At 73.2% G+C, this 5,053-nt stretch carries 4 protein-coding genes; 3 read left to right on the forward strand and 1 reads right to left on the reverse strand.

The features are described 5' to 3' along the window. The 3 genes from EAD98_RS01110 to EAD98_RS01120 form a co-directional block, all read left to right on the forward strand. A partial coding sequence (locus EAD98_RS01110; protein ID WP_199723199.1) for a cellulose binding domain-containing protein occupies window positions 1-345 on the forward strand: 345 nt, incomplete at its 5' end. 93 nt (window positions 346-438) lie between these two features. Then, entirely contained in the window at window positions 439-2,355 is a 1,917-nt protein-coding gene (locus EAD98_RS01115) for a glycerophosphodiester phosphodiesterase family protein (protein ID WP_121652231.1), read from the forward strand. Window positions 2,356-2,487: 132 nt separating this feature from the next. Then, window positions 2,488-3,537, forward strand: coding sequence for a zinc-dependent alcohol dehydrogenase family protein (locus EAD98_RS01120; protein WP_121652232.1), 1,050 nt, complete (start codon window positions 2,488-2,490; stop codon window positions 3,535-3,537). 54 nt (window positions 3,538-3,591) lie between these two features. Here EAD98_RS01120 and EAD98_RS01125 read toward each other — a convergent pair. Next, the coding region (locus EAD98_RS01125; protein ID WP_121652233.1) for a glycoside hydrolase family 10 protein at window positions 3,592-5,053 on the reverse strand (1,462 nt) is incomplete at its 5' end.

The following is a 5,053-nucleotide window of genomic DNA, read 5'->3' on the forward strand; positions in this document are numbered from 1 at the left end:
CCCTCACCCACACCGGCCGCCCTGGGCGCCGACTTCGCCATCGCGGAGAAGTCCCTGCTCAGCTACGGTGCCGCCGTGACGATCAGCAATCCTGGCCCGGTGCCGGTGGCGCAGTGGAAGCTGGTCGTCACCCTGCCCCGGGAGTCGCTGCGGGTCAGCTCGGTGCAGGGCGCACAGGCGAGTCACGACGGTGCGGTGTGGACGTTCGTACCCGACGGGAGCGCCGGGCCGGTGTCCGGCGACGCGCCGGTGCGGGTGACGTTCCGGGTCAACGGTTCGGCGGGCAGTTCCGCCCCCACGGCGTGCAGCATCGACGAGGTCGCCTGCACCGGTCTGTCGGACTGACCTGCCGCACCGGCCATCCCGTACATCCAGGGTTCGGGCGGCAGCCACGCTCGATTGATCATGAGTTCGGGTCCGCTTCCTACCGTCCCGAGCATGACTGTCCTATCCGCATCATCGTCGCTCGGTCGCGCCGCGACGAGGTTCGTCGCCGTGCGTACCCGGGCTGCCGCCACCATCGCCGCGCTCGCCGTCACCGGCGCCGCCGTCGCGGTGGCCGTCGCGACGTCGTCGCCCGCCACCGCCGAGCCGGGCACCGTCGTCGTCTCAGAGAGCTTCTCCTCCGGGTCGCTGCCCGTCGGCTGGAACGCGGTCGACGGCGCCTGGAAGGTCCAGAACGGCCGGCTGTACGGAACCTCCGCCAGCTCGGGCGAGAACAACAAGATCACCTTCGGTCGGCACCTGGCCGACTTCCGGCTCGAGGCGACCATGCGCTTCGAATCGGTCTCCGCCGCCACCCGCTGGGCGTCGCTCGGCATCGACGTCCCGGCCAACGGCGCCACTCCGTGGTGGATCGCCACCATGCGCAGTGGCACCACCGCCGCCAACGGTCTGGAGTTCGCCCAGCGGACCACGGCGAACGCCTGGGTCGTGACGAACACCGCCTCCGCCCCGTACGCCGCCGGCACCGGTCGGGACGTCCGCGTCGCGGTCGAGGTGCACGGCACCCAGGCCCGCTGGATCTTCGACGGGCGGGAGGCGATGCGCACGAACAGCCTTCAGCGCTCGACCAACGGCGTCCAGGCGCTCTTCGTCAACGGCGGCACCGTCTCGTACGACGACGTCACCGTCACCGAGCTGCCGCCGAACGGCTACATCCGCCCGAAGGGCAGCCCGCTCACGGTGATCGCACACCGAGGCGCGTCCGCCGCCGCCCCGGAGAACACCCTGGTCGCGCAGGAGATCGCGCGCAAGGGCGGCGCCGACTGGATCGAGAACGACGTCCAGCCGAGCAAGGACGGCATCCCGTTCATCCTGCACGACGGCACCGTCGACCGGACCACCGACGGGACCGGCAACATCCGCGACCTGACCGCCGCGCAGATCAAGGCCCTCGACGCCGGCTCCTGGTTCGGTCCGCACTACGTGGGCGAGCGGGTGCCGACCCTGGCCGAGCAGCTCGCGGACCTGCGGACGCGCGGCGGCAGCCTGCTGCTGGAGATCAAGGGCAGGCACACCCGGGCCGAGGTCGCGACGATCATCAAGGTGATCCGGGACGAGCAGATGATGGGCCGGGTCTTCGTCCAGAGCTTCGAGGTCGACGCCCTGAAGTACACCTACGAACTCGCCCCCGAACTGCCGCTCGGTCTGCTCCGCAGCAGCCTCGACGCCGACCCGGTGGCGATCTCCCGGGAGCTGCACCTGACCGCGTACAACCCGGACGGCAACGCGTTGCTGGCCCGGCCGGAGGTCGTCGCGCCGCTACACGCCGCCGGCGTCGCCGTCATGGCCTGGACGATGGACTCCGCCGGCCTGTGGCAGCGGTTGGAGCGGATCGGCACCGACGGGGTCATCACCAACCGCGCGTCCGAGCTGGTCGGCTGGAACTCGGCGTTCATGCAGCGGGCTCCGGCCGACCCGACCGTGCGGATCACGTCGCCGGTCGACGGGGCACGGCTCGACCGGGCCCAGTCCCCGGTGATCGCGGTGGCCGCCACCAACGCGGACACGGTCACCGTCACGCTCGACGGCAAGAAGTCCGCCGCCGGACGCAAGCTGGACCTGACCAGGCTGACCCCAGGCCGGCACACCGTCCGCACCGAGGTGGCCGGTCCGGAGGGCACCGCGACCGCGACCAGCACGTTCACCGTGACGGTGAGCCAGGCCGGGCTCGGCTACCTGCTCCTCACCTCCGGCGCCGAGGCGGCCGCGATCAACGCCATGACCGTCAAGCTGGTCCACGGCCAGTACGCCGAGCTGGCCACCTACGTCGACCGGCAGGCCGGCAAGCTGGTGCCGTCCGAGGTCGCCAGTGTCATCGCGGCCGACGCTCGAACCCTCGCGTTGACGTAGTCCGTCGCCACGCTGGGGTCCCCGCTGCGCCGGCGCGGACCCCAGCGCCGTCCCGTGCCGGACGGCCGGCCCACCGGCGCCCACGTGGGGTGGGGCCTTCGGTCGGCCCGCCGGCGTGTGAGGATGCGCCTCATGCGTGCCGTGATCTTCGACGAGTTCGGTGCCCCGCCCGAGGTCCGCGACATCCCGGACGCGGTGCCGCCGCCCGGGGGCGCGGTCATCCGCGTCGAGGCGACGGGGTTGTGCCGCAGCGACTGGCACGGTTGGCAGGGCCACGATCCCGACATCCGCCTGCCGCACGTCCCCGGTCACGAGTTCGCCGGCGTGGTCACGGCGGTCGGCGCCGGCGTACGCGACTGGCGGCCCGGCGATCGGGTGACGGCGCCGTTCGTCTGCGCCTGTGGGCGGTGCCCGACCTGCCTCGCCGGCGATCAGCAGGTCTGCGAGCGGCAGACGCAGCCGGGCTTCACCCACTGGGGCTCGTTCGCGGAGTACGTGGCGGTGCGCGACGCCGACGTCAACCTGGTCCGGCTCCCCGACGAGCTGGACTTTCCGGCCGCGGCGGCGCTCGGCTGCCGCTTCGCGACGGCGTTCCGGGCGGTGGTCGGCCAGGGGCGCGTCGCCGCGGGCGAGTGGGTGGCGGTGCACGGGTGCGGCGGTGTGGGGCTGTCCGCGGTGATGATCGCGGTGGCCTGTGGCGCGCGGGTGGTGGCGGTCGACGTGGCCCCCGGCGCGCTGGAGCTGGCCAGGAGCTGCGGGGCCGCGGTCTGCCTGGACGGCAGCGCCCGGACCGGTCCCGGGGCGGTGGCCGCCGCCGTTCGGGAGGCGACCGGCGGCGGCGCGCACCTGTCTCTCGACGCGTTGGGCAGTCATGCCACCTGCGCCGCCTCCATCGAGAGCCTGCGTCGGCGGGGCCGGCACGTGCAGGTCGGGCTCCTCCCCGCCGCGCAGGGCCGGCCGGCCCTGCCGATGGATCTCGTGATCGCGTTCGAGCTGGAGCTGCGGGGCAGCCACGGCATGGCGGCGCACGCCTATCCGGAGCTGCTCGGGCTGGTCACCGCCGGCGTGCTACGGCCCGCCGAGCTGGTCACCCGCACGATCGGCCTCACCGAGGTGCCCCACGCGCTGGCCACCATGGACGGCCCAGCCGCCGGCGGGATGTGCCTCATCCGGCCGCACTGAACGGGCGTGGTGCACGCGCCCAGGACGTGCGCAGGCGGCGCCGACGGACGCCCGCTATGCGGCGGCCGGCGCGCTGAGTGGGCCCTCGTTCCCGCTGCGATCCAGCGCGGACACGCAGTAGGTGAGCGGACCCTCGGCGGGGGCGGTGCGGTCGACCCAACCCGTACCGCGGGCGGTGCCGACGAGCCGGGCACCGTCGCCGTCCACGCGGTAGACGGCGATGCTCGTGGCGCCGTCGGCGCGCCAGGTCAGCTCCACGCCGGTGTCCGCACGCCGCACGCCGGTGACCTCGGGGGCTGCGGGCGGCGCCGCCGGCAGCTGCGCCATCGTGGGCACCAGCGCCGGGCCGGCGTAGTGCGCCGCGCTGTACCGGCTGACCGCCCCGAGCTTGTCCGCGCGCACCTGTTTGGCGCTGAAGTGCACGCTGCCACTCACCCCGTGCAGGCGGTTGAGGGCGAGCTGGCGGTCCAGCTCGGCCGGGTCGCGCCAGGCGCCGCGCTCGCCCACCCGGTAGTCGGCCTGGCCGATGTAGAGCTGCACCCGGGTGCCCTTCACCGTGGCCGCCCACCAGGGCAGGAGTTTGGCGTAGTCGGCCTTGCCGAATCCGATGTGCCAGTAGAGCTGCGGTACGACGTAGTCCAGCCACTGCTCGCGTACCCAGAGTCGGGTGTCGGCGTAGATGTCGTCGTAGCTCTGCAGGCCGGCGGTCGCGGAGCCGGCCGGATCGGTGCGCTTGTTGCGCCAGATGCCGAACGGGCTGATGCCGAACTTCACCCACGGCTTGATGGCCTTGATCCGTTCGCTCATCTCCCGGACCAGCGTGTTCACGTTGTCGCGGCGCCAGGCGTCCTTGTTCGCGAACCCCCCGCCGTAGCGGGCGAACGCCGCGCCGTCCGGGAAGTCCTGTCCGGCCTCCGGGTACGGGTAGAAGAAGTCGTCGAAGTGCACCCCGTCGACGTCGTACCGCTGGACCGCCTCCAACATCGAGTCCTCGACGAAGGCGCGCGCCTCGGGAATCCCCGGGTTGAAGTAGAGGCGACTGCCGGGTCGGTCGGCACTGGGGTAGGTCACCACCCAGTCGCGGTGCCGCCGCAGCGGGTGTGTCGGCGCGAGCTGGTCCAGCCTGGGGCCGGGTCCGCCGACGCTGGCCGGCTGTCCGCCACGGTACGGGTTGAACCAGGCGTGGAACTCCAGGTTGCGGGCGTGTGCCTCGGCGACCATGAACTCCATCGGGTCCCAGCCCGGGTCGCGGCCGTCGCGGCGTCCGGTCAGCCACTCCGACCAGGGCGCGTACGCGGACGGCCAGAGCGCGTCCCCGCTCGGGCGTACGTGCACGAAGACCGCGTTGTGGTTGCGCCGTACGGCGAGGTCCAGCCAACCCCGGAACTCCGCCCGCGCCGCCTCGGCCGGCAGCCCACGACGGCTCGGCCAGTCGATGTTGTTCACGGTGGTGATCCACATGCCGCGCAGCTCGCGGGGCGCCCGGGCCGGCTGGCCGGCGCAGGTCGGGGGGCCG

The sequence above is a fragment of the Micromonospora sp. CV4 genome (assembly GCF_003667455.1).
GTDB lineage: Bacteria > Actinomycetota > Actinomycetes > Mycobacteriales > Micromonosporaceae > Micromonospora.

Coding starts and splice junctions, on each gene's coding strand:
- EAD98_RS01115 (WP_121652231.1), top strand. CDS start 439: ATGACTGTCCTATCCGCATCATCGTCGCTCGGTCGCGCCGCGACGAGG.
- EAD98_RS01120 (WP_121652232.1), top strand. CDS start 2,488: ATGCGTGCCGTGATCTTCGACGAGTTCGGTGCCCCGCCCGAGGTCCGC.